At 54.0% G+C, this 23,887-nt stretch carries 18 protein-coding genes and 1 other RNA gene; 10 read left to right on the top strand and 9 right to left on the bottom strand.

Going from position 1 to position 23,887, the window contains the following annotated elements:
- Positions 1 to 9: 9 nt before the first annotated feature.
- Both O1V65_RS16550 and zapG read right to left on the bottom strand, forming a co-directional pair.
- Positions 10 to 1,377: a Do family serine endopeptidase gene (locus O1V65_RS16550; RefSeq protein ID WP_017493871.1), complete on the bottom strand. Its 1,368-nt coding sequence runs from the start codon at positions 1,375 to 1,377 to the stop codon at positions 10 to 12.
- A gap of 91 nt (positions 1,378 to 1,468) precedes the next feature.
- The gene (gene zapG / locus O1V65_RS16545; RefSeq protein WP_017493870.1) at positions 1,469 to 1,873 is read right to left on the bottom strand and encodes a Z-ring associated protein ZapG; all 405 of its coding nucleotides are present in this window, start codon (positions 1,871 to 1,873) and stop codon (positions 1,469 to 1,471) included.
- Positions 1,874 to 2,163: 290 nt separating this feature from the next.
- Here zapG and zapE point away from each other — a divergent pair, with 290 nt between their 5' ends.
- From zapE to sspB, 5 genes are all read left to right on the top strand, one after another.
- Positions 2,164 to 3,297 (top strand): cell division protein ZapE, encoded by a 1,134-nt coding sequence (zapE, locus tag O1V65_RS16540; RefSeq protein WP_084911809.1) that lies wholly within the window; start codon positions 2,164 to 2,166, stop codon positions 3,295 to 3,297.
- 316 nt (positions 3,298 to 3,613) lie between these two features.
- Positions 3,614 to 4,042, top strand: coding sequence for a 50S ribosomal protein L13 (rplM, locus tag O1V65_RS16535; protein WP_009634857.1), 429 nt, complete (start codon positions 3,614 to 3,616; stop codon positions 4,040 to 4,042).
- A gap of 15 nt (positions 4,043 to 4,057) precedes the next feature.
- A complete protein-coding gene (gene rpsI, locus O1V65_RS16530) occupies positions 4,058 to 4,450 on the top strand; it encodes a 30S ribosomal protein S9 (RefSeq protein ID WP_017494267.1) in 393 nt (130 codons plus the stop codon).
- Positions 4,451 to 4,879: 429 nt separating this feature from the next.
- Positions 4,880 to 5,524, top strand: coding sequence for a stringent starvation protein SspA (sspA, locus tag O1V65_RS16525; RefSeq protein WP_017494266.1), 645 nt, complete (start codon positions 4,880 to 4,882; stop codon positions 5,522 to 5,524).
- Positions 5,525 to 5,527: 3 nt separating this feature from the next.
- Positions 5,528 to 6,013: a ClpXP protease specificity-enhancing factor gene (gene sspB / locus O1V65_RS16520; protein WP_269129891.1), complete on the top strand. Its 486-nt coding sequence runs from the start codon at positions 5,528 to 5,530 to the stop codon at positions 6,011 to 6,013.
- Positions 6,014 to 6,102: 89 nt separating this feature from the next.
- Here the strand turns inward: sspB and O1V65_RS16515 are convergent, their stop codons facing one another.
- Together O1V65_RS16515 and gltB are read right to left on the bottom strand one after the other, a co-directional pair.
- Positions 6,103 to 7,521, bottom strand: a complete 1,419-nt coding sequence (locus O1V65_RS16515; RefSeq protein WP_017494264.1) for a glutamate synthase small subunit — start codon at positions 7,519 to 7,521, stop codon at positions 6,103 to 6,105.
- Positions 7,522 to 7,530: 9 nt separating this feature from the next.
- Entirely contained in the window at positions 7,531 to 12,003 is a 4,473-nt protein-coding gene (gene gltB, locus O1V65_RS16510) for a glutamate synthase large subunit (protein ID WP_269129890.1), read from the bottom strand.
- 909 nt (positions 12,004 to 12,912) lie between these two features.
- Here gltB and arcB point away from each other — a divergent pair.
- Both arcB and mtgA read left to right on the top strand, forming a co-directional pair.
- Complete coding sequence (gene arcB / locus O1V65_RS16505) at positions 12,913 to 15,252, top strand: aerobic respiration two-component sensor histidine kinase ArcB (protein WP_227953313.1); 2,340 nt, start codon at positions 12,913 to 12,915, stop codon at positions 15,250 to 15,252.
- A 901-nt stretch (positions 15,253 to 16,153) separates the two neighbouring features.
- Positions 16,154 to 16,885, top strand: coding sequence for a monofunctional biosynthetic peptidoglycan transglycosylase (gene mtgA / locus O1V65_RS16500; RefSeq protein ID WP_017491673.1), 732 nt, complete (start codon positions 16,154 to 16,156; stop codon positions 16,883 to 16,885).
- A gap of 65 nt (positions 16,886 to 16,950) precedes the next feature.
- Here mtgA and dolP read toward each other — a convergent pair whose 3' ends face one another.
- From dolP to O1V65_RS16480, 4 genes are all read right to left on the bottom strand, one after another.
- Complete coding sequence (gene dolP / locus O1V65_RS16495; protein WP_017491674.1) at positions 16,951 to 17,526, bottom strand: division/outer membrane stress-associated lipid-binding lipoprotein; 576 nt, start codon at positions 17,524 to 17,526, stop codon at positions 16,951 to 16,953.
- Between the two features lie 9 nt (positions 17,527 to 17,535).
- A complete protein-coding gene (gene diaA / locus O1V65_RS16490) occupies positions 17,536 to 18,126 on the bottom strand; it encodes a DnaA initiator-associating protein DiaA (RefSeq protein WP_026110499.1) in 591 nt (196 codons plus the stop codon).
- Positions 18,127 to 18,197: 71 nt separating this feature from the next.
- Positions 18,198 to 18,569, bottom strand: a complete 372-nt coding sequence (locus O1V65_RS16485; protein ID WP_017491676.1) for a YraN family protein — start codon at positions 18,567 to 18,569, stop codon at positions 18,198 to 18,200.
- Positions 18,570 to 18,611: 42 nt separating this feature from the next.
- A complete protein-coding gene (locus O1V65_RS16480) occupies positions 18,612 to 20,678 on the bottom strand; it encodes a penicillin-binding protein activator (protein WP_084911802.1) in 2,067 nt (688 codons plus the stop codon).
- A 62-nt stretch (positions 20,679 to 20,740) separates the two neighbouring features.
- On the opposite strand from O1V65_RS16480, the gene rsmI reads away from it, so the two are divergent.
- Positions 20,741 to 21,622 (top strand): 16S rRNA (cytidine(1402)-2'-O)-methyltransferase, encoded by an 882-nt coding sequence (gene rsmI / locus O1V65_RS16475; protein WP_017491678.1) that lies wholly within the window; start codon positions 20,741 to 20,743, stop codon positions 21,620 to 21,622.
- A gap of 74 nt (positions 21,623 to 21,696) precedes the next feature.
- Positions 21,697 to 22,075: RNase P RNA component class A (gene rnpB, locus O1V65_RS16470), an RNA gene on the top strand.
- A 73-nt stretch (positions 22,076 to 22,148) separates the two neighbouring features.
- On the opposite strand, the gene O1V65_RS16465 is transcribed toward rnpB, so the two are convergent.
- Positions 22,149 to 22,853 (bottom strand): pirin family protein, encoded by a 705-nt coding sequence (locus O1V65_RS16465; RefSeq protein ID WP_017491679.1) that lies wholly within the window; start codon positions 22,851 to 22,853, stop codon positions 22,149 to 22,151.
- 111 nt (positions 22,854 to 22,964) lie between these two features.
- Here O1V65_RS16465 and O1V65_RS16460 point away from each other — a divergent pair, with 111 nt between their 5' ends.
- Entirely contained in the window at positions 22,965 to 23,861 is an 897-nt protein-coding gene (locus O1V65_RS16460) for a LysR family transcriptional regulator (RefSeq protein WP_026110500.1), read from the top strand.
- Positions 23,862 to 23,887: the final 26 nt, after the last annotated feature.

Below are 23,887 nucleotides of genomic sequence, written 5' to 3'. Positions count from 1 at the left end.
CAAATTATGTTAAGGCATTAACAAATAAATATTCTGCCCTTTACGCATCACGCTGAGCGCCACCAGGTCTGGCTTGGACTGTAGCACCTTGCGCAGAGCGTCAAGATTGTCAATTGGCGCGCGGTTCACGCCGACGATGATATCACCCTGCTGGAAGCCGACCTGATCGGCCGGGGTGCCTTTCACGACCTCGTCAACCTGAACGCCTTTACCGGCCTTGGTATCGACGTCGCTGAGCGTTGCGCCGGTGAACGCTGGATTGATTTTGTCCAGTGAGACCGGTACGTCAGGGCTTGCGCCGAGCGTTACGTTAACGTCCATCGCCTTGCCGCCGCGCAGAATGCCAAGCTTGACCACTATGCCCGGCCCTTCGCTACCCACCTTAGCGCGTAATTCGGCGAAGCTGCTGAGCGGCTGGCCGTCGAGGGTGATAATAACGTCACCGGACTTGATGCCAGCCTTGGCGGCTCCAGACTCGGGCAGGACTTCATTGACGAAGGCACCGCGCTGACTGTCGAGGTTGAACGCCTTGGCGAGGTCGGCGGTCATTTCGCTGCCGCGAATACCCAGAAGACCTCGCTTGACCTGTCCGGTCTCAATCAGCTGCTTGCTAAGGTTTTTGGCCATGTTGATAGGGATAGCAAAGCCAATCCCCATGCTGCCGCCCTGTGAAGACAGGATGGCGGTATTGATGCCTACCAGTTCGCCCTGCAGGTTAAGCAGCGCACCGCCGGAGTTGCCGCGGTTGATGGAGGCGTCGGTCTGAATAAAGTTTTCCAGCCCTTCCAAATTAAGTCCGCTGCGGCCCAGCGCAGAGATAATGCCGGAGGTCACCGTCTGTCCCAGACCAAAGGGATTGCCCACCGCGACCGCGAAATCGCCGACGCGCAGCTTGTCGGAGTCGGCCATTGGGATCTGAGTCAGATTCTTAGGGTCTTTTAACTGGATAATGGCGATGTCCGACTGTTCGTCCTTGCCAATGAGCTTGGCTTCGAACTCGCGGCCATCGTTAATCTGTACCGTAATTTTGTCGGCGTTGCTGACCACATGGTTATTGGTGAGCACGTAGCCCTTGGCGGCATCGATAATCACGCCTGAGCCGAGGCCTTCAAACGGTTGGCCGTCCTGCTTCTGGCTTGGTGTGTCAGGGCCGAAAAAGAATTTGAACTGGGGCGGTACCTGGTCGCTGGGTGGCTGAGTACCTGATACCTGCACGCTGACCACGCCCGGCAGCACTTTTTCCAGCATCGGTGCGAGGCTCGGAAGAGGTTGCCCCTCTACCGCCACGGGCAGGGCAGCACTGACGACCTGAAAAGAGGAGAAGCTTAATCCAAGGCTAATCGCCACTGCGCTGAGTAAAAATGATTTTTTTTTCATTTGGATTGCTCTCTTGATTGAATGCCGAGGGAAACTGCCAGTTGATCAGCCAAAAGAAGAGCCAGTGACGGAGGCCACTGGCTTTACCGTATTACTTACGGCGTTGTCTTTCTGTTCCGCGCAGCAGGCCAGATGCGCCGTCGGAATAGTCACGAGGCATTTCAACCGGAGCTTGATCGTTATCGGCTTCCGAACCGGTCAGACGGTAGTTGAACGGGTTGTCCTGCAATGGCATGTCTGGCAACAGGTTGTTAGAGCTTTTCGCCATGTGCTGGTAAAGCTGACGGTAGTCCGTCGCCATGTTATCAAGAAGCTCGGCGCTGCGTGCGAAGTGTCCAACCAGTTCCTGGCGGTACTCTTCCAGCTCTGCTTTGCTCTTGTCTATCTCGTTTTGCATCACTTGCTGATCGCGTAATTTACGATTGCCAAAGCGCATCGCTACCGCGCCGATGGCGATACCGACCACTAATCCAATGAGCGCATACTCCCAAGTCATAATAACTCCTATTATTGACACCGTTGTCCTGTTGGGCTTTTTGGCGTAACTTTCTCACCAATACTTTTAAACAAAACTTTTACATGGCAAGTTTTACGACAAACAGAACACCACTATAACCGTTAACCTCGCGTTAGTGGAATCCTGCGGCAACTTTCGCACCGTTCAACGGGGCCGCTTTATCCCCTAAGTGCGTTAAATACCGCGAAATAGTGGAAAAATCTGCGTTAAACGTCATGAAATCTGCGCCATGAATCACTGAAAATATTTTCTCAGGGACGTTGATTACGATGCAATTAAAGACACCGCTTTCTTCCTATCAGACTGCACTTGATGCCGGAGAGTTCCAGCCGGACGACGTTCAAAAGCAGGCGGTGACCCGTCTTGATGCTATTTATCAGGAATTGGTCGCCAAAAAACCAGAGGATTTGCCTGAAAGTAGCGGCTGGTTGGGCCGTCTGTTTAAGAAGAGTCCTGCCAAGAGCACCATTCGTCCGGTTCAGGGGCTGTATATGTGGGGCGGCGTGGGGCGGGGCAAGACTTGGTTGATGGACATGTTCTACCATAGTTTGCCGGGCGAGCGTAAAATGCGCCTGCACTTCCACCGCTTTATGCTGCGCGTACACGAAGAGCTGACCCAGCTTCAGGGGCAGTCGGACCCGCTCGAGGTGATTGCCGACCGTTTCAAGCAGGAGACGGACGTGCTGTGCTTCGACGAGTTTTTCGTGTCGGACATTACCGACGCGATGCTGCTTGCGACGCTGCTACAGGCGCTGTTCGCCCGCGGCATCACGCTGGTGGCGACCTCTAACATTCCGCCGGACAACCTCTATCGCAACGGTTTGCAGCGTGCGCGCTTCCTGCCGGCGATTGCTCTTATCAATGAATACTGTGACGTGATGAACGTCGATGCGGGCATCGACTATCGTCTGCGCACCCTGACGCAGGCCAATCTGTGGCTGACGCCGGAGTCCGGGCAAACGCTGGCCGACCTCAACGCACCGATGAAACAGATGTTTGGCAAGCTGGCCGGTAAGCCAGGTGAACAGGCTCCGGTGCTGGAGGTGAATCATCGTCCACTCAAGGCGATTGCCTCGGCAGAAGGGGTGTTGGCCGTCGAATTCCACACGCTGTGTGAAGAGGCGCGCAGCCAGCTCGACTATATTGCGCTCTCAAGGCTGTACCACAGCGTGATTCTGCATAATGTGCCGGTCATGAAGGCCGACCAAGAAAATGCCGCACGACGTTTTCTGGCATTGGTCGATGAATTCTATGAGCGTCACGTCAAACTGGTGGTCTCAGCCGAAGTGCCGATGTTCGAGATTTATCGCGGTGAGCGTCTGAAGTTCGAGTATCAGCGCTGCCTGTCGCGTTTGCAGGAGATGCAGAGCGAAGAGTATCTTGCCCGCGAACACCTGCCATAAGGTTGGCGATAAGATGCGCAGGCATTGCGCATCTTATCTACAATAGAGAGAGGGAAATCTACACATTTTTCAAAAAAGGGTTCGATCTTTGCTGTGGACTTCTCTATAATCCTGCGACCCCACGTTACAACAAAGTTTTTTTCCCGAAACTTTATAGTGCCGGCAATGGCTATTCGAAGGGGTAGGTTTGCTGGACTGATGGTCGTGTGAACCTCCAATACTATTTTGTAAACTGTGTTTGAAAAAATGTAGTTTATAAAAACATATAGGCGTTTGGGTGTTCGCCAACGTGTAACTTAAATTGGGTATGCTTTTAATGAAAACTTTTACAGCTAAACCGGAAACAGTACAGCGTGACTGGTTCGTAGTTGACGCAAGCGGCAAGACCTTGGGTCGCCTGGCCACTGAACTGGCTCGCCGTCTGCGTGGCAAGCATAAAGCGGAATACACTCCGCACGTTGATACTGGTGATTACATCATCGTTCTGAACGCAGAAAAAGTTGCTGTAACCGGCAACAAGCGTAACGACAAGATTTATTACCATCACACTGGCCACATCGGTGGTATCAAACAAGCGACCTTTGAAGAGATGATTGCTCGCCGTCCTGAGCGTGTGATTGAGCTCGCGGTTAAAGGCATGCTGCCGAAGGGTCCGTTGGGTCGTGCAATGTACCGTAAACTGAAAGTTTACGCGGGCAATGAGCACACTCATGCGGCACAGCAACCGCAAGTTCTTGACATTTAATCGGGATTATAGGCAATGGCTGAAAATCAATACTACGGCACTGGTCGCCGCAAAAGCTCTGCTGCACGCGTTTTCATCAAACCGGGTAGTGGTAACATCGTAATTAACCAGCGTAGCCTGGAACAGTACTTTGGTCGTGAAACTGCCCGCATGGTAGTTCGTCAACCTCTGGAACTGGTCGACATGGTTGAGAAATTTGACCTTTACATCACTGTTAAAGGTGGTGGTATCTCTGGTCAAGCTGGTGCTATCCGTCACGGTATCACTCGTGCACTGATGGAATATGACGAAAATCTGCGTTCTGAGCTGCGTAAAGCTGGCTTCGTAACTCGCGATGCTCGTCAGGTTGAACGTAAGAAAGTCGGTCTGCGTAAAGCACGTCGTCGTCCTCAGTTCTCCAAGCGTTAATTTGCCTGCTGCTTCGGCAGTGGACTGGAACCTTGGTTTCGTCCTGGCACAACGCAACAAAAACCCGGTCTTGTACCGGGTTTTTTTTCGTCATTTGTTTAGTTTTTATTATGCTTTTATGTCAAAAATAAATCTGAAAGCCGTTGTTTTTTCCCGCTAATTGCTCCCTGAAACACATTTCCATAGGAAATCGTCTCGTACTTCCCCACAGAACGACCAAAATCTGGTAAACTATCACACACTTTTGCGCCTGTTCGCCGAGCAGTGAACCTTGCTGAATTTGCTGGCTGTGTTTCCCCGCTTTGGCTTATCTACGAAACTGTGGGTTACAGGTGAGATGTGCCCGAACTACGATGGGCACGATTATTCAGGATAGCAGCCTGATAGTGGCTATTCGCAGTATAATTCTAGATAAACTTGGAGGTTTTCATGGCTGTCGCTGCCAACAAACGTTCGGTGATGACGCTGTTTTCTGGCCCGACCGACATTTTTAGCCATCAAGTACGTATCGTACTGGCGGAGAAAGGTGTAAGTGTCGAGATAGAGCAGGTAGAAATGGGTAACCTGCCACAGGATCTTATTGACCTCAACCCGTACCACTCTGTGCCTACGCTGGTCGATCGTGAGCTGACCCTTTTCGAATCTCGTATCATCATGGAATACCTTGATGAGCGTTTCCCGCATCCACCTCTGATGCCGGTTTATCCGGTTGCTCGTGGTGAGAGCCGTCTGATGATGCACCGCATCGAAAACGACTGGTACTCTCTGCTGCGCCAAATCGAGCAGGGTTCTGCTGCCGAAGCTGATGCAGCACGCAAGCAACTGCGTGAAGAACTGCTGGCTATCGCGCCAATCTTCTCTTACATGCCTTTCTTCAAAAGCGAAGAATTCAGCCTGGTCGACTGCTACCTGGCTCCGCTGCTGTGGCGTTTGCCTGAATTGGGCATTGAGCTGTCCGGTAGCGGCTCTAAAGAATTGAAAGGCTATATGACTCGCGTCTTCGAACGTGATGCGTTCCTGGCGTCTCTGACTGAGCCTGAGCGCGAAATGCGTTTGAACGGAGCCCGGGGATAAGTTATGGAGATGACAGACATGTCTCCTCGCCGTCCTTTCCTGCTGCGTGCGTTCTACGACTGGTTGCTTGATAACCAGCTGACCCCTCATCTGGTGGTCGACGTGACCCAGCCGGGTGTGAGCGTGCCAATGGAGTTTGCCCGCGATGGGCAAATCGTTCTGAATATTGCACCGCGTGCAGTGGGCAATCTCGAATTGGGCAATGCCGATGTGCGTTTTAACGCGCGTTTTGGTGGCGTTCCGCGTGAGGTGTTTGTGCCTATCGCGGCAGTATTGGCCATCTACGCCCGTGAAAACGGCGCGGGTACCATGTTCGAGCCTGAACCAGGCCTCGACGGTGAAGGCGTCTTTGAAGAGTTGGAAGAGCAAAATCCTGAGCCGACCATGTCCGTAATTGATGGCGACCTGCCTGACAACGCGGACGACGGTGATGATGAGCCACCGACACCGCCTCGCGGTAGACGTCCTGCTCTGCGCGTCGTGAAGTAAACACCTCCTCGACGCCGTTGCTGCTTAAAAGCGGCATAAAAAAAGAGACCGCAATGCGGTCTCTTTTCACATCTACGCTGCCTGAAAAATCAGACTTCCAGGAAGCACATGATGCCGTCTGCGGCTTTGCGGCCTTCTGCAATCGCCGTCACTACCAGGTCTGAACCGCGAACCGCATCGCCACCGGCGAAGATTTTCGGATTGCTCGTCTGGTAAGGATTGTCGCTGCTTTCCGGTGCCACAATGCGGCCCTGACTGTCCAGCTCAACGTCGTGAGCGGCCAGCCATTCCATCTTGTGCGGACGGAAACCAAACGCCATCACTACCGCGTCGGCGTCCATCACGTGCTCAGAACCTGCCACGATTTCTGCGCGACGACGTCCGTTGGCGTCCGGCGCACCCAGTTCGGTACGTGCCATTCTGACACCAGAAACACGGCCAGAGTCGTTCAGCTCAATGCTCAGCGGTTGCAGGTTGAACTTGAATTCAACGCCTTCTTCGCGGGCATTCTTAACTTCACGGCGTGAACCGGGCATGTTCTCTTCGTCACGACGATATGCACAGGTCACATCGGTCGCACCCTGACGAATTGAGGTACGCACGCAGTCCATCGCGGTATCACCGCCGCCCAGAACCACAACGCGCTTGTGTTCCATGCTGACGTAAGGTTCATGCTGCTGGGCTTCATAACCCATCAGCTGCTTGGTGTTGGCAATCAGGAACGGCAGGGCATCGTATACGCCCGGCGCGTCTTCATTCTCCAAACCACCGCGCATTGACTGGTAAGTTCCCACGCCCAGGAACACCGCGTCGTACTCTTCCAGCAGGGCGTCCATGGTCACGTCTTTACCGACTTCGATATTGAGTTTGAACTCGATACCCATCTCGGTGAAGATCTCGCGACGCTTGGTCATCACGGATTTTTCCAGCTTGAACGACGGAATACCGAAGGTCAGCAGGCCGCCAATCTCTGGATGACGATCGAAGACCACCGCTTTCACGCCGTTGCGGGTCAGCACGTCGGCACAGGCCAGACCTGCCGGACCTGCACCGATGATAGCCACACGTTTACCGGTTGGGTGAACGTGAGACATATCCGGACGCCAGCCCATCTCGATCGCCTTATCGTTAATATAGCGCTCGATGTTACCGATAGTGACTGCACCGAACTCGTCGTTCAGCGTACAGGAACCCTCGCATAGGCGGTCCTGTGGGCAAACGCGCCCACAGACTTCTGGCAGACTGTTAGTCTGGTGCGCAAGGTCTGCGGCTTCCATAATGCGCCCTTCGTTGGCCAGCTTCAGCCAGTTAGGGATGTAGTTATGAACCGGACATTTCCATTCGCAATAAGGGTTACCGCAGGACAGACAGCGGTCAGCCTGTGATGCCGCCTGAGTAGCCGAGAACGGCTCGTAAATTTCTACAAACTCAATTTTACGGATCTTCAGCGGCTTCTTTGGCGGATCAACACGCTGTAAGTCGACAAATTGATAAACGTTTTGACTCATCTTAACCTCTTACTGCGCTTGTACCCGCAGCTCTGCTGCGGAACGACTACGGTGACCCAACAATGCTTTAACATCACTGGACTTTGGTTTTACCAGGGCAAATTTAGGCGCCCATTGAGGCCAGTTCGCCAAAATCTCTTCACCACGGGTCGACGCGGTCAGCTGTACGTGTTCGGTGATCAAACCACGCAAATGCTCTTCGTGAATCGCCAACTCTGCCACATCAAGGACTTCGACCAACTCAGGGTTTACGCGTTTACGGAACTCGCCGTCTTCGTCGAGAACGTAAGCGAAACCACCGGTCATGCCTGCGCCGAAGTTAACGCCGGTACGGCCCAGGACGCAGACGATACCGCCGGTCATGTATTCACAGCCGTTATCGCCGATACCTTCAACCACGGTAATAGCACCGGAGTTACGCACAGCGAAACGCTCGCCCGCACGGCCTGCCGCAAACATTTTGCCGCCTGTTGCGCCGTACAGACAGGTGTTACCGGCAATCACGGCTTCGTGGCTGCGATACGCCGAACCAATCGGAGGGCGAATTGCGATACGGCCACCGGCCATGCCTTTACCCACGTAGTCGTTCGCGTCACCGGTCAGCATCAGCTCAACGCCGCCCGCATTCCATACACCGAAGCTTTGGCCCGCGGTGCCGTTGAAGTTAATACGCACTGGGTCTGCCGACATCCCCTGGTCGCCGTGTTTCTCGGCAATGGCACCCGACAGGGTCGCGCCGACGGAACGGTCGGTGTTGCGAATATCGAAGTAGAACGCCTTGCTCTGCTTCGCAATAATGTGCGGTGCAGCCTGTTCCAGAATATCTTTGTTCAACTGGCCTTTGTCGAACGACGGGTTGCTCTCGGTGCAGTAAACCGCTTTGCCCGGATGCGGGGTCGCAGTCACCAGCAGCGGAGACAAGTCCAGCTTGTTCTGCTTGGCGGTGAAGCCGTCGAGCTCAACCAGCAGATCGGTACGACCAATCAGGTCTACCAACTGGCTAATTCCCAGCTCGGCCATAATCTCACGCGTTTCCTGAGTGATGAACTTGAAGTAGTTCGTCACACGTTCAGGCAGACCGTGGTAGTGGTTGCGACGCAGTTTTTCGTCCTGAGTGGCAACACCGGTAGCACAGTTGTTCAGGTGGCAAATACGCAGGTATTTACAACCCAGCGCCACCATTGGGCCAGTACCAAAGCCGAAGCTCTCGGCACCCAGAATCGCGGCTTTAATGATGTCTACGCCAGTTTTCAGACCCCCATCAACCTGCAGGCGGATCTTGTGGCGCAGACCGTTGGCAACCAGTGCCTGCTGCGTTTCAACCAGACCCAGTTCCCACGGGCTACCGGCATATTTCACCGAGGTCAGCGGGCTTGCACCCGTACCACCGTCGTAGCCGGAGATGGTTATCAGGTCGGCATAGGCTTTCGCCACGCCGGTCGCGATGGTGCCAACGCCCGGTTCGGAAACCAGTTTGACGGAAATCATCGCCTTCGGGTTCACCTGTTTCAGATCGAAAATCAGCTGTGCCAGGTCTTCGATTGAATAGATGTCGTGGTGCGGCGGAGGTGAAATCAGCGTCACGCCCGGCACCGAATAACGCAGCTTGGCGATGTATGGGGTGACTTTATCACCCGGCAGCTGACCGCCTTCGCCCGGTTTTGCACCCTGAGCCACTTTAATCTGAATGACGTCGGCGTTAACCAGATACGCCGGGGTGACACCGAAGCGACCGGAAGCCACCTGCTTGATACGTGACACTTTGTTCGTGCCGTAACGCGCAGGGTCTTCACCGCCTTCACCGGAGTTGGAACGACCCCCGATAGCGTTCATCGCTTCGGCCAGAGATTCGTGTGCCTCAGGGCTCAGTGCGCCGATAGACATCGCCGCCGAGTCGAAACGGGTGAACAGGCCTTCGGCTGGCTCAACCTGATCGACAGGGATAGGCTCGCCTTTAGGGGTGATCTTAAGCATGTCGCGCAGCATGGAGGCCGGACGCTCGTTAACCAGCTTGGCGTACTTTTTGTAGTCGTCGTAATCACCGCTGTTCACTGCCGTTTGCAGAGACTGCACGACATCTGGGTTGTAAGCGTGATACTCGCCGCCGTGCATGTATTTGAGCAGACCGCCGTTGTCCAGCGTCTTGCGTTTCAGCCAGGCGCGTTTGGACAGATTCTGTAGATCCTGCTGGAAATCGCTGTAGCTTGCCCCGCCGATACGGCTGACAACGCCTGGGAAACAGGCAGTGCTCAGGTCTTTATGCAGGCCTACGGCTTCGAACAAACGTGCGCAGCGGTAAGAAGCAATCGTCGAGATGCCCATTTTGGACATGATCTTGTACAGACCTTTGTTGATGCCGTTACGGTAGTTCAGCATCACTTCACGGTAATCTTTGTCGATGACGCGCGCGTCGACCAGCTTGGCCAGTGTTTCATAGGCCAGGTATGGGTAAACGGCGGTGGCACCGAAGCCCAGCAGCACGGCGAAGTGGTGAGGATCGCGGGCACTGGCGGTTTCAACAATGATGTTGGCGTCGCAGCGCAGGTTCTTCTCAACCAGACGGTACTGCAATGCACCCACGGCCATAGGCGCAGGCAGCGGCAGGCGATTTGGCGCGATATTGCGGTCCGACAGCACCAGCAGAACGGCACCTTCACGCACTTTACGCTCGCCTTCGTCACACAGTTTCTGAACGAACTGCTCCATATCCATTTCGGCTGGATCAAAGGTCAGGTCCAGCGTCTCGGCGCGGTAGTACTTGCTGTCGAGCGTGGTCAACTGAGTAAAGTCTGAATAAAGCAGGATCGGCGATTTAAAGCTCAGGCGATGTGCCTGACCTTCGGCTTCGCAGAACACGTTCATCTCACGGCCAATGCTGGTCGCCAGTGACATCACGTGTGCTTCACGCAGCGGGTCGATTGGCGGGTTGGTGACCTGCGCAAACTGCTGACGGAAGTAGTCATAAATAATACGTGGGCGGCTGGAAAGTACGGCAAACGGCGTGTCATCGCCCATTGAGCCGACGGCTTCCTGACCGTTTTCACCCAGCACGCGCAGGATTTGATCCAGCTCTTCGCTGCTGTAGGCGAACTGTTTCTGATAGGTCTCGAGCTGTGTGTCGTCCAGCTCGCGCTGACCCACCTGGTCGGCAGGCAAGTCTTCAAACGGCACCAGACGCTGAACGTTTTTCTCCATCCACTCTCTGTAAGGATGGCGGCTCTTCAGATCGTTATCGGTCTCGCCGGAGTGGTGAATTTTACCACTGCGGGTATCGATAACCATCAGCTCACCCGGACCCACGCGGCCTTTCTCAACCACTTCGTCTGGCTGATAATCCCAGATACCGACTTCAGAGGCGCAGGTGATCAGTTTGTCTTTGGTAATGACGTAGCGCGCAGGGCGCAGGCCGTTACGGTCAAGATTACAGGCGGCGTAGCGACCGTCTGACATGACGATGCCCGCTGGGCCGTCCCACGGCTCCATGTGCATGGAGTTGAAGTCGAAGAACGCACGCAGGTCTTGATCCATGTCCGGGTTCTGCTGCCAGGCCGGTGGAACCAGCAGACGCATAGCGCGCAGCAGGTCCATACCGCCCGCAAGGAACAGCTCCAGCATGTTGTCCAATGAACTCGAGTCAGAACCGGTTTCATTCACAAACGGTGAGGCGTCCTGCAGATCGGGGATCAGCGGGGTTTTGAATTTATAGGCACGAGCGCGAGCCCACTGGCGGTTACCGGTGATGGTGTTTATCTCACCGTTGTGCGCCAGATAGCGGAACGGCTGAGCCAGCGGCCAGCGTGGCACGGTATTGGTAGAGAAGCGCTGGTGGAACAGGCAAATGGCCGATTCCAGACGCAGGTCTGCCAGGTCAAGATAAAAGCGCGGCAAGTCAATCGGCATGCACAGGCCTTTATAGATGTTTACCGCGTTGGAGAAGCTACAGACGTAAAACTCTTTGTCTGGGGTTTCGCTCTCGCTGATGCGTTTTTCAATGCGGCGGCGCGCCATGTACAGGCGGCGCTCCATATCACGCGGACGCCAACCGGCAGGCGCGTTGATAAAAATTTGTTCGATGCGCGGCATGGAGGAGAGCGCAATCGAGCCGAGAACGTCTGGGTTTGTCGGGACATCACGCCAGCCCACAACGGACAGCGTTTCGTTCAGGATCTCTTCCTCGATGATGCGGCGGCTTTCAGCAGCGCGCTCCTCGTCGTTATTAAGGAAGATCATGCCTACGGCATAGTTTTTCGCCAGGCGCCATCCGCGCTCTTCGGCGATCATCCGGAAGAAACGATCCGGTTTTTGCAATGACAGGCCGCAACCGTCGCCAGTCTTTCCGTCAGAAAGAATTGCGCCACGGTGTTGCATGCGTGCCAGTCCATGAATGGCGGTACGTACGACCTTATGGCTAGGTTCGCCTTCAATATGGGCTATCAAGCCAAAACCACAGTTATCCTTCTCGTGGGATGCATCATATAACATAACGGAACCTCCCCAGGCTCTGCGAGACTCTCACACCTACTTCGAGGGAGCGTAATAACGGCTGATTCAGCGTTTTAGCGCACTCTATTGGTGCGTTTCTGGCTGACATCCTCCGTCAGTGGCCCCTCGTGACGGTTCTCACAAGTGGTATATGACTTGTTTTAATGAGGGAGTCTTCAATTACTGCATAAATATGACGAGTGGTATGCTCATCGATCTTAACTGATAAAGAGTGCTTCCAGCGGACTTCCAACTTAGCGAGAAAGCGCGGGTAGGTCAAATGTGGGTTGACCGACCGTAAAAAGGCACTTTTTGCGATTTAACTATTTGATAAATATCAAATAAATGGTTTTTTAGAAGCCATAATAACAGTGTGGGAGACGGGGGTAACTGTGAGCTGTCTCACTGTAGTGCAAGCTCGAAATCTGTGCACCATGCTAGGGCGGGGTGGTTTGCCAGCGTTTTATTCTGCGAATTATGCCCGCGATGTGCTTTATTGCTGTTTTTAATCATAGCGTAATAATGTGCTAACAGGGGACGCATAATAAGAATTATTCATAGTGTAAAGAATGACTTTATTTGCAGTAATACTGAATAGTTATTCTTTGTATTTGGCGCTGGGACAGCAAAGGGGAAATAAAGAAAAGATAAAAGCCTTTAAAGGCTGAGCCTTGGCGATTTAAGGCGGGGCGATATTTATAATCGCGCGGTCGGGATTAGTCAATAACACCCCCTTTTGATTCATTGCACCAACCCACGTTCCTGTAGGGTGCAAGCCCTAAAAATTCGGTCTCCAATGCGATTTTTTGGACAATCTCCCGGACACTGTTCGCGCTACTTGCGGTATGATTTCCCCCTACTTTATTCCGAATATGCTGGGATACAGACGATTTTTCTCAAGGAAAGGCTATGAAGCAAATCAGATTACTTGCTCAGTACTACGTTGACCTGATGGTTAAGCTCGGGCTGGTCCGTTTTTCGCTGTTGCTTGCCTCGGCGCTGGTGGTACTGGCGATGATTGTGCAAATGGCCGTCACCATGCTGCTGCGCGGCCAGGTTGAAAGTATCGACGTGGTCCGTTCTATCTTCTTCGGCCTGATTATTACGCCGTGGGCGGTCTATTTCCTATCCGTGGTGGTAGAGCAGCTCGAGGAGTCGCGCCAGCGCCTGACGCGTCTGGTCGACAAGCTCGAAGAGATGCGCTATCGCGACCTGAAATTAAATGAGCAGCTGACCGAAAACATCGCCCAGCTGAATCAGGAAATTGCCGACCGTATCAAGGCCGAAGAGGCGCGTCTGGCGGTGGTTGATAAACTCAAGCTGGAAATGCAGCACCGCGAACAGGCGCAGATAGAGCTCAGCCAACAGTCTGCCTTGCTGCGTTCGTTCCTTGATGCTTCGCCGGACCTGGTTTACTACCGTAATGAAGACAAAGAGTTCTCCGGCTGTAACCGCGCGATGGAGCTGTTGACCGGCCTCAGCGAAAAGCAGCTGATAGGCCTGACGCCGAACGACGTCTATACCCCGGATATCGCCGAGAAGGTCATCGAGACCGACGAGAAGGTGTTCCGTCACAATGTGGCGTTGACCTACGAACAGTGGCTGGTCTATCCCGATGGTCGCAAGGCCTGTTTCGAACTGCGAAAAGTGCCTTTCTATGACCGCATCGGTAAACGTCACGGGCTTATGGGCTTTGGACGCGATATTACCGAGCGTAAGCGCTACCAGGACGCGCTGGAGAACGCAAGCCGGGAGAAGACCACCTTTATCTCAACGATCAGCCACGAGCTGCGTACGCCGCTGAATGGCATCGTTGGCCTGAGCCGTATCCTGCTCGATACCGAGCTGAACGACGAACAGCATAACTATCTGAAGACTATCCACGTTAGCGCCATTACGTTGGGTAATATCTTCAATGACATCATTGAGATGGACAAACTCGAGCGCCGCAAGGTTCAGCTCGACAACAACCCGGTCAATTTCACCGACTTCCTCTCCGAACTTGAGAACCTGACCGGCCTGCTGGTGCAGCCTAAAGGACTGAAGTTCGTGATGCAGCCTGACATCCCGCTGCCGCACACGCTGATAACCGACGGTACGCGCCTGCGTCAGATTCTGTGGAACCTGATTGGCAATGCCGTGAAGTTTACCCACAAAGGGGAGATAGTGGTGCGGGTGCATCATGACCTCGCCGATCGCCTGTGCTTTGAAGTGCAGGACTCCGGTATGGGCATTCCTCAGGACGAGCAGGACAAAATCTTTGCCATGTATTATCAGGTCAAGGACCAGAACGGCGGCAAGCCTGCGACGGGGACCGGAATTGGTCTGGCGGTCTCCAAACGCCTGGCGCAGAGCATGGGGGGGGATATCACCGTCAGCAGTGAGCTGGGCAAAGGGTCGTGCTTCACGCTGACCGTGAGTGCACCGTCGCTCGACGAGCCGGAAAAAGAGATTGATGAAGACGATATCCTGCCGCTTCCCGCGCTGAATATTCTGCTGGTTGAAGATATCGAGCTGAACGTCATCGTCGCGCGCTCGGTGCTGGAGAAGCTGGGCAGCAGCGTTGAGGTGGCGATGACCGGCCACGAGGCGCTGGAGATGTTTGACCCGCACGAGTTTGACCTGGTGTTACTCGACATTCAGCTGCCCGACATGACCGGATTGGACGTGGCGCGTATCCTGCGCGAGAAATACGCCGCAGCGCTGCTGCCGCCGCTGGTGGCGCTGACTGCCAACGTGTTGAAAGACAAAAAAGAGTACCTCGATGCCGGTATCGATGACGTACTGAGCAAGCCGCTGTCGGTTCCTGCGTTGACCGCAATGATCCAGCAGTATTGGGATCACCTGCCGGAAGACGAATCCACCCCAGAGGAGTCAGAAGCCATGAAGACCCATGAAGAACTGCTGGATATCCCGATGCTGGAGCAGTACATCGAGCTGGTGGGCTCAAAGCTCATCTACCAGAGCGTGGACATGTTTGAACGTATGATGCCGGGCTACCTTGAGGTGCTGGACTCCAACATGACCGCGCGCGATCAGGACGGTATTGCCGAAGAGGCACACAAAATCAAAGGGGCGGCGGGTTCGGTTGGGTTGAAACATCTGCAACAGCTAGCACAACAGATTCAGACGCCTTCACTTCCAGCGTGGTGGGATAACGTGCAGGATTGGGTTGATGAGTTAACGCTTGAATGGCGCAACGACGTGCAAACATTACGTGACTGGGCAGCGGAAGCTGAAAAAAAATAACCCCAGCCTAGGCCGGGGTGCGCGAATACTGCGCCAACACCAGGGAAATTGTTAACCCACGTATTGTTTTACTTAGGGTATTAATCGCAGGTCTTGGTAATTCAGTAGAAGTAAGTGTAATACAACTTTATCTACTCAACATAACAAATATCAGCGAATCTGTTACGAGAATCATTAAAAACTGTGATGTAGATTAATCTTTGTCTATACAAAAGTTCAAGCGTTAATCGCAGGAATTTTTCAATAAGGTCAATCTCATCCACAGGGTGACTACTCAATAGGGTGGGTTTTGGAGAGGGTTCATAGTTTGAGCGACCACTTTTCATCCTTCATTGTCTGGTAATTACTGTTTTTGAAGCAGAATGTATCGTGAAAAATGCCGCGCAACTTACTGTAATAAATGGCATAAATTTGATATCGCCGGCTGAATCGCGTCAACAGGTTTCAAGGTGGAAATAGCGCGGTCAGGGTGAATTAATTTCATTTTTGATTCTGCTTCGAAGCAGGAGGATTTGGCAGGGAGGAAGTGACATTTAAGGCCGAATTTGGCGATATAGTCACCTTTTGAAACGAACCAAAAGGAGCATGAATGATTAGCGTTTGTTCATTTTCCAAAGGTCGATACATTAGAAACGTAAATATATTGATTTTGGACGCGGTCCAGCTGTACTAGTCATTTAACAGCCAAAAAAGTGTCATTAGAAGCAATGGGAAACCCTTTGGAAAATCTGGAACTCTTTGATGCCATTGGGCAGCGAAAACGTTTGTTGCGCAACAAGTGCTGATTTTTCTCACACAATACCCGCATTGTTAGCATGTCATGAGTAAAGAGAGCTAGCCTTATACGCGGATTCAGTGTGGATATTGATAAGTTGGTCAGATGAGTCATGGATTGTATCGAATGCTTAAATCTTTTAAAAAGACCCGGTTTTATCGGCCCTTTATCTGGTTAAAAAGAGGCATAATTGCTTTAGTTAGCCTCTGGTTAGTCGGGATTGTATTTTTCAAGTTTTTGCCCGTGCCGTTCTCCGCCGTCATGGTGGAAAGACAGGTTTCAGCCTGGCTAAGCGGAGACTTTGGTTACGTTGCTCACTCCGATTGGGTCCCGATGAATGAAATATCTTCACCTATGGCGCTGGCCGTCATGGCGGGTGAGGATCAAAAATTCCCTGAGCACTGGGGATTTGACGTGGGTGCCATTCAGGCGGCGCTCACGCACAATGAGGATGAAGACGCTAATATTCGTGGCGCTTCGACGCTTTCCCAGCAGACCGCCAAGAATTTATTTTTATGGGACGGGCGCAGTTGGTTGCGTAAAGGTCTCGAGGCAGGGCTGACGGTAGGGATTGAAACGGTATGGGGCAAAAAGCGCATCCTGACTGTCTATCTCAACATCGTCGAGTTTGGTGACGGTATTTTCGGTGTTGAGGAAGCGGCCCAACACTTCTTCCACAAGCCTGCCAGCCGCCTGACACCTTCACAGGCTGCGCTGCTTGCCGCAGTATTGCCGAATCCGCACCTGTTCAAGGTGAATGCGCCGTCCGCCTATGTGCTTCGACGCCAGCAGTGGATCCTCAGGCAGATGAGCCAGCTCGGCGGCGATAGCTTCCTGACCGAGCACTCGCTGCGTTAGGCCTTTTCCCAAGTTATAAAAAAGGACAGCCTGCTGGGCTGTCCTTTTTATTGCTCGACGCGAGGTTATTTCACGTAGGTAAAGGCCGTCGTGACATGCTTGACGCCGCTGACGCCAGCGGCAATCTTAGCCGCTGCCTGACCCTCTTCCTGAGTCACCAGACCCAACAGGAAGACTTCGCCGTTTTCAGTCGTCACTTTCACGTTCGACGATTTAACCTGATCGCTGGTCAACAGCTGAGAACGCACTTTGGTGGTTATCCAGGTATCCATCGAGGCCGTTCCCAGACTGACCGGGTTGCCGAGGCGGATTTCGTTATAGACGTCTGTTGCGCCGTCTACCTTCATCGTTATTTGTTTGGCAGTGCTAGCCATATCTGCGGTCGGTGCTTGACCGGTCAGCAACACCTTGCCCGAATAGGCGGTCGCCACGATACGGGCTTTCTTTTTCAAATCTTGATTGGCATTGATGGCGTTGGAGACGCGTGCCTCTAGTGTGGTGTCATCAACCTGAGTTCCCACGGTGCGTGGGTCGGTACCCGTTTTTGTTGCTACGCCAGCCACGCCGACAACGGCGGCGGCCACACAGCCTTGTAACAAAAGGGCGCTAAGCACTACAGCAAAGAGGTAACTTGCCTTCATTGAATCTCCTTAATCGTCCTGGTGTGGAAATAGCGTGTTATCTATTAAGTCACAGAGGCAATTAACGGTAAGCATATGCATTTCCTGAATGCGCGCGCTCCGATGAGAAGGTATACGGATCTCAACGTCATGCGTGCCCAGTAATCCTGCCAGCTCGCCGCCGTCATAGCCGGTAAGAGCAACGATGGTCATATCCCGTGTCACCGCTGCTTCTACTGCCTTGACGATATCACGACTGTTGCCACGAGTTGAAATCGCCAGCAATACGTCGCCAGCCTGTCCTAAAGCACGGACTTGCTTGGCATAAATTTCTTCATGCAGGCGATCGTTGGCGATAGCGGTCAAAACAACGTTATCTGCAGAGAGTGAGATTGCAGGAAGGCTCGGACGTTCAGTCTCAAAGCGATTTATCAGACAAGCGGCAAAATGCTGAGCGTTGGCTGCCGAGGTTCCGTTCCCACAGCAAAGGATCTTGTTGCCGTTAAGCAGCGACTGCACAAGCGTCATCGCAGCTCTCGATATGGCATCAGGTAAGGCTTCTGCTGCTGCAATCTGAGTTTGGATACTTTCGGTAAAGCAGGCTTTGATTCTTTCCAGCACGTTGTTTTCTCGTCAGTCAAAGGTGTTGGCACGCAGGGTAAGTCCCCTACAGGTGTCCATCAGTCTTGGTACTATCCTTGCGCATTGAATGCATCTGGCAACCATTCTAGCTGGCGCCCAGTGATGGCTAAAACATCAAAACGGCAAGATGATGTGTCAAAGCTCGCATTGTGTTGCGCAAGCCAGAAGGCCGCAGCGCGCAACAGGCGCTGCTGTTTAGAGTATGTCACGCTGGCCGCCGCACCGCCGAAATTCGCGTTACGTCGGTAACGTACTTCAACAAACACCCAGGTTTGCTGGTCCCGCATGACAAGGTCGAGCTCACCGGCACGACAGGCTACGTTCGCGGCAACAAACACCAGGCCCGCGTGCTCAAGATAACGTCTGGCCTGATTCTCGTAATTCGCGCCAACCTGACGGCGAGTGAGTCTAATTGCATTCATTGTACGTCCTTGTACTTCAAATACTTCTCCGCTAGAGAAATATCATGATACAGGAACTAAGGTGCCCTGACGGTATTGTAACCAAGGTAGCTGGCGATGTATCACACAATTGCTGTTGGCAGACAGATTCCCGGTGGTGCCGGAGAGCTGGAAGCCAGGCGATTGACGGATTTGGGTAAAGTGATTCGCCAGATTGAAGGCGTCAACGCCCATCGCGTAGAGGCGTACCAGAGAGTAGTCGTTATTAAACTTGCTGGTCGCCTGCTGCATCAACCCTGGGTTGGAACCTGCCAGCAGCGGGATATCGCTGAACTGCATACCTTCCATCTCGAGACGGTAATCCGGACCCGCACCCGCCTGATAGCTGCGTGAGCTGGCATAGAGTGACGGTTTCACGCGCGTATTGATAGACAAATCAATCATCGGCTTGATAAGCGTCAGCTGATCCTGCGACGCGACGATGTAAATCGCATCGACGCTGCCTGAGGTATCCGAAGAGCCCGCAGTGACCTGTGCATCGGTTGGCGGTGACGGAATGGTAATGCCGCCGATGGTGACGCCTTCAGACGGAGCCGGGGTGCTGCTCGCCAACGTGACCGGGGTACCGCTCAGACGCAGACCGCCGCCGCGGCTCACCTGCTGCTTGAGGTCGGCATAGGAACCAATGGTCTGCTTCAGCACGGTTTGACCGCCTTGCTTTTGCCATTCATCGGCAAAGGCCTGCGCGATACGATCGCCAAAATCACCGCCAGGTACCATCAGCAGCGGCGTTTGCTTGTGCTGGGCAAAGATATGTCGCGCCGCGTCGCGGGCTTCATCTTCCGGTGAAAGCGCAAAATAGCAGATGTTCGGGCTGTTCGGCGCATTCTCCGGCTGATTTAGTGCCAGCACGTTCAGCGTAGTTTGTGAAGAATTCAGCGAAGTCACCTGATCTTTCAGCAGTGGACCCACCACCAGCGTTGCGCCGTCCTGCTTGGCCTGCGCAAGCAGGGCAGGAAGCGGTTGGCTGCTGGTGTCGTACACCTTCACCTGAACGTTGGTGTTTGGCGGTGAGACGACCGCAGCTGCCGGTGCAGGTATCGCTGCCGGAGCGGGTACAGCAGGGGCGGCGGTTGGTGTGCCCTGTGCGGCGGTGACGTCAGGAGACGAGGTGCTGACGGCGGCATTGGGGTCGGTCGCTGGCGCAGCCGCGGGTGCCGGTGTGGCGGCAGGCTGAGCGGGTTGAGAAGGAGCGGGTGGGTTCGCCTGGCCGTTAACCGCAGCATTAAAGCCCTGCTCAATCGCGTTGCCGTAAACCTGTGCCGGGCCACTCAGCGGCAGCAGCAGGGCGATTTTTTCAGTTGAGCCTGGCTTGAAGTTGACGACGTTGTTCAGCGCCGTCGGCAGCGTTTTGGCGGCCGGGTTGTACGGGTAGCGTTTCTGCCAGTCCTGGATGCCGGCTTTCAGCAAGGCGGGATCTTGTTTGTTGGTCTGCCATTGGTTGAGCAGGTCGAGCCAGCCCTGCAGCACATTTTCGTTGGCGTTGATCACGACACCGTTGACGTCCTGGGTTGAAAGCTGGGTGAGCGACAGCCAGGTGGCGTCGATATTGTTTTGATGCGCCTTGCCCTGCAACAATGGCTCCTGTGCAATATAGGCACGGATGAGCGGCAGGCTGGCGTGGCCCTGACTGGCGGTAATCAGCGCCTGATAGTAGCGAGACTTCTGGTCATTGGATAAACCCTCGACGTCGATTTTGCCCAGTGCGCTACTGGCAGCCTGATAGTTTTTCTGCGCCACCAGCAGCTCTGCGCCGAGCAACTGCTGTTCACGCAGTTGGCTGGCATTCAGGCTCTGCTGCGGCAGATTTGCCAGTTGGCTGGCGGCTTCCGGCACGCGGCTTTCGCGCAACAGGGCACGAATCGCAAGTAATTGCCAGTTAGCCTTGTTATCATCACTGCTCTGCTGTGCCTGTTTCAGATAATAATCGGCGCTGCCGGTACCGGCATCCTGCACGCTTTCAGTCGGCGTCTGTGGTGCCTGGCTCGCGCAGCTGGCAAGTAACATCGCCACAATAATGGCAGGGATCAAACGCCCCGAGCGGGTACGAAAAGTAGTTGAGGAAGGCATGCTGTTTCCAGTGATGTTTTTTTCAAGATGCTCAATATTAAATCGGCAATCCGGATGAAACAATGAATCAACACGATCAAGCAGATATTTCTGCATCAACGCTGTATGTGGTACCGACTCCAATCGGCAATTTGGGAGACATCACGCAGCGTGCTTTAGCCGTGCTGAGCAGTGTGGATTTGATTGCCGCTGAGGACACCAGACACACCGGATTGCTGCTCCAGCACTTCGCTATCAGCGCAAAAATGTATCCTCTGCACGACCACAACGAGCAGCAAAAAGCCGACCATCTGATTGCAAAACTACAGGAAGGTCAAAGCATTGCGTTGGTCTCCGACGCAGGTACGCCGCTCATTAATGACCCAGGCTATCATCTGGTGCGCCGCTGCCGCGAGGCCGGTATTCGCGTTGTGCCTCTGCCTGGCGCCTGTGCGGCAATTGCCGCGCTGAGTGCGGCCGGTTTGCCATCGGACCGTTTTTGTTACGAGGGTTTTCTGCCGGCCAAAACCAAGTCGCGTAAAGACACGCTTCAGGCACTGATTGAAGAGCCACGTACCCTGATTTTCTACGAATCGACCCACCGCCTGCTCGAAAGCTTGCAGGATATGGTCACCGTCTGGGGACCTCAGCGCTACGTGGTACTGGCTCGCGAGATAACCAAGACCTGGGAGTCGATTTACGGTGCGCCGGTGGGCGAACTGCTGGCCTGGGTGCAGGAAGACGAAGTCCGCAAGCGTGGCGAAATGGTGTTAATCGTTGAAGGCCATACTCCAGACGCAGAGGCGTTGCCCGCCGAAGCTTTACGTACCCTGGCGCTGCTGCAAAAGGAGCTGCCGTTGAAGAAGGCTGCTGCACTGGCGGCAGAAATTCACGGCGTGAAAAAGAATGCACTGTATCGCTACGCGCTTGACCTACAGGGTGCGGATGAGGCCGAAGAAGAGTAAGGTTTGAACGATAGGTGGGCCTATCGCGACATCGGCCCTATACATCGGCGCGCGAACCCCCTATAATCCGCGCCGGAGTTGACCAGACAGTCGCCGCTTCGTTGCCGTCCCTTTCGGGGGAGACAGATGAAGGGGAGGAAAGTCCGGGCTCCATAGGGCAGGGTGCCAGGTAACGCCTGGGAGGCGCAAGCCTACGACAAGTGCAACAGAGAGCAAACCGCCGATGGCCCGCGCAAGTGGGATCAGGTAAGGGTGAAAGGGTGCGGTAAGAGCGCACCGCGCGGCTGGCAACAGTCCGTGGCACGGTAAACTCCACCCGGAGCAAGGCCAAATAGGGGTTCACATGGTACGGCCCGTACTGAACCCGGGTAGGCTGCTTGAGCCAGTGAGCGATTGCTGGCCTAGATGAATGACTGTCCACGACAGAACCCGGCTTAACGGTCAACTCCACTCATCGAATAAGACCCCGCGTCATAAAGGATATTCATCCGGCATGGCGCGGGGTTTTGCTTTTTAGGATCGCCGCCTACACCGGCAGGTCAATCAGCAAGGCCTGAAGCGGGGTACGTGCGATGATAGTGAGTGTCTGTTCCTGATGAATAAAGGCACCGTCGCCACAGACCAGACTCTGCCTGGTATCGCTGTTGCCACCCAGCGCATCGGCCTGACCATGAATCGATTGCAGGTACGCGCGCGGTCCGTGAAGCGTAAATTCCTGCTTTTCACCGGCTTTCAGATTGAGATGATGTATCCATACCTGCTGACGCAATTGCAGGCTGTTGTCATCGCCGGTCGGTGAAGCCAGCAGCAGATGGCGTTGATTGCCCACTGCGATTTTCTGAATCAGCGGATTTTCATGCTCCGGGCAGGCGTCCAGCCAGAGTTGCATCCGCGTGAGCGGCTTGTTTGCACTCAGGTTATGCTCGCTGTAGCTGACGTTCGGCTGAGTCGATAACAGCGCCGCCTCACCGACGCTGACGCGCACGCTGTTGCCTTCGCTGTCGCGATACTCCGCCTCACCCTGCAATACCAGATTCAGTACGTCCACGCGTGGATAAGTGCGCGGCTGAAAGCTGGCACCCGGTGCGAGGATCTCCTGATTCAGGACACGAAGAGACGCGTAGCCCATCAGTTTGGGATCAAAATAGTGCCCAAAGGAAAAGGTATAACGTGCCTGAAGCCAACCAAAGTCGGCTTTTCCGCACTCTTGTGCTGTTCTGCTCTTAATCATGGCCGGTGGCTCAGTTAAATAAATCGATAGATAAATGGTAAGCGTCTGGACGCATGATTGTTAGCCAGTTAATCTGGTCGCTATATTCAAATTTCCTGACAGAGAAAAATAATGGCTAAGGATCGAGCGTTAACTCTTGAAGCATTGAGAGTTATGGATGCAATTGACCGTCGAGGAAGCTTTGCCGCGGCGGCAGATGAGCTCGGACGCGTACCCTCTGCGTTGAGTTATACCATGCAAAAGCTCGAGGAAGAGTTGGATGTCGTGCTGTTTGACCGTTCAGGGCATCGCACAAAATTCACCAACGTCGGCCGAATGCTGCTTGAGCGCGGTCGCGTATTGCTTGAAGCCGCAGACAAACTGACCGTTGACGCCGAGGCGTTGGCGCGCGGTTGGGAGACCCATATCACCATCGTGTGTGAGGCACTGGCCCCCGCGGCTCAACTTTTTCCGCTGATTGAGAAACTGGCCCTCAAGGCCAATACGCAGGTCTCGCTTATCACCGAAGTGCTGGCGGGCGCATGGGAAAGGCTAGAAAACGGCCGTGCTGATATCGTTATCGCACCGGATATGCACTTCCGCTCCTCGTCTGAAATCAACAGCCGCAAACTTTATAAGCTGATGAGCGTTTACGTCGCGGCCCCGGACCATCCTATTCATCTCGAGGCGGAACCGCTTTCCGAGGTAAGCCGGGTGAAATATCGCGGCATTGCGGTTGCGGATACGGCGCGAGAACGCCCGGTCCTTACCGTACAACTTCTTGATAAACAACAGCGTTTGACCGTCAGCAGCCTGCAGGAAAAACGTCTGGCGCTGCTCGCCGGGCTCGGCGTGGCGACGATGCCTTACCCGATGGTGGAACAGGATATTGCCGAGGGGCGTTTGCGGGTTGTGAGTGCAGAATACAATCGCGAAGCGGACATCATCATGGCCTGGCGTCGCGACAGCATGGGCGAGGCAAAGGCTTGGTTCTTAAGAGAAATCCCTAAACTACTTGCCACCCGATAAACGTTTCCCCCCACAGTGCCGTGGGG

The sequence above is a fragment of the Rouxiella badensis genome, from assembly GCF_026967515.2.
Lineage (GTDB): Bacteria > Pseudomonadota > Gammaproteobacteria > Enterobacterales > Enterobacteriaceae > Rouxiella > Rouxiella badensis.
This window is presented reverse-complemented; position numbering and strand designations above follow the sequence as displayed.